The 1,652-nt window shown below is 72.9% G+C and carries 1 protein-coding gene and 1 pseudogene; both read right to left on the bottom strand.

Annotation, left to right across the window (positions count from 1 at the left end):
• Positions 1-99: 99 nt before the first annotated feature.
• Positions 100-744 (bottom strand): hypothetical protein, encoded by a 645-nt coding sequence (locus VLF38_RS00075; protein WP_325269255.1) that lies wholly within the window; start codon positions 742-744, stop codon positions 100-102.
• Positions 745-753: 9 nt separating this feature from the next.
• Positions 754-1,652: pseudogene (locus tag VLF38_RS00080) on the bottom strand (translational GTPase TypA); the annotation flags it as partial.

Raw genomic sequence — 1,652 nt, forward strand, 5'->3', positions numbered from 1 at the left:
GAAGAACAAGCCGGTCCGGATCGAGGGCGTCGCGGTCGTCACCGAGGCGCCGACCGACTGACCGCAGCGCCTTCGGGCAAGCGCAGGACAGCCGCGGGGTCAGCCCTGCGCCGAGCGAGACCGCTCGGCCAGGGCGACCGCGGCGCGCTGCACGACGGGCAGCTCCTCGGGGTCGCGCGCGGCCTCGTGCGGCACCGCGCCGCCGAGCAGCGCCGCGGGCGTGGTGAGCCAGGCCCAGGTGCGCCACGGGTCCTCGCCCGAGGCCAGCAGCGGCTCGAGCACCGTCAGCAGCTCGGTGCGCACCTCGCCCGTGTCGTCGAGCTGGAACGTCGGCACCAGGATCGCGCCCTCGTGCCCGACGACCAGGAGCGTGCGCCGCTCGGCCGCCTTGTGCACCGCGAAGCGGGCTGCGTTGGTCGAGACGCCGCGCAGCGCCGCGACCCCGGCGTAGTCGAGCCAGCCGCCGTCGAGGAGCTCCTGGCGCCGCCGGGTCTCGCGGCGCAGCCGGACCAGCGCGACCGGTACGGCGTGGGCGGGGTCGTCACCCTGCGCGCGGAGCAGCCGGTCGAGCTCGGCCAGTCGCCCGGCGTCGAGTGGCTCGCCGGTGGCGGGCTCGGTCCAGCGCACGACGCCGTCGACGCGCTCGTACGTCGGCAACCCGGCCGCGGCGAGCTGGTCGGCGAGGCCGAGGCCCTCCAGCCAGTCCGCCAGCTCACGCGCGAGCGCGGGGTCACCGTCGGGCACGCCTGGGTCCTACTTGTTGGCCTTGCGCGCGCGGGACGCCGTCTTGGCGCGGGCGTTGGCGTCGAGCACGACCTTGCGGATGCGCACCATCTCCGGGGTGACCTCGACGCACTCGTCCTCGCGGCAGAACTCCAGGCACTGCTCGAGCGAGAGCCGCTTCGGCGGGATCAGCTTCTCGAAGTTGTCGGAGGTGGCGGACCGGATGTTGGTCTGCTGCTTCTCCTTGGTGATGTTGACGTCCATGTCGTCGGCGCGGGAGTTCTCGCCGACGATCATGCCCTCGTAGACCTCGGTCGCGGGCTCGACGAAGAGCACGCCGCGCTCCTGCAGCGACGTCATGGCGTACGCCGTCGCGGCACCCTTGCGGTCGGCGACCAGCGAGCCGTTGTTGCGCGAGCGGATCTCGCCGGCCCACGGGAAGTAGCCCTCGGAGATGTGGTGCGCGATGCCGGTGCCGCGGGTCTCGGTGAGGAAGTCGGTGCGGAAGCCGATGAGGCCGCGCGAGGGGACGACGAAGTCCATCCGGACCCAGCCGGTGCCGTGGTTGGTCATCTGCTCCATGCGGCCCTTGCGGGTGGCGAGGAGCTCGGTGATGGTGCCGAGGTACTCCTCCGGTGCGTCGATCGTGAGGCGCTCGAACGGCTCGTGCAGCTTGCCGTCGATCTCCCGGCTGACCACCTGCGGCTTGCCGACGGTGAGCTCGAAGCCCTCGCGCCGCATCTGCTCGACGAGGATCGCCAGCGCGAGCTCACCGCGCCCCTGGACCTCCCAGGCGTCGGGACGCTCGGTCGGGAGGATGCGCAGCGACACGTTGCCGACGAGCTCGGAGTCGAGGCGGTCCTTCACGAGGCGCGCGGTGACCTTGGTGCCCTTGGTGGGGCCACGGCCGGCGAGCGGGGAGGTGTTGG

It is taken from the genome of Nocardioides sp. (assembly GCF_035481145.1).
GTDB lineage: Bacteria > Actinomycetota > Actinomycetes > Propionibacteriales > Nocardioidaceae > Nocardioides.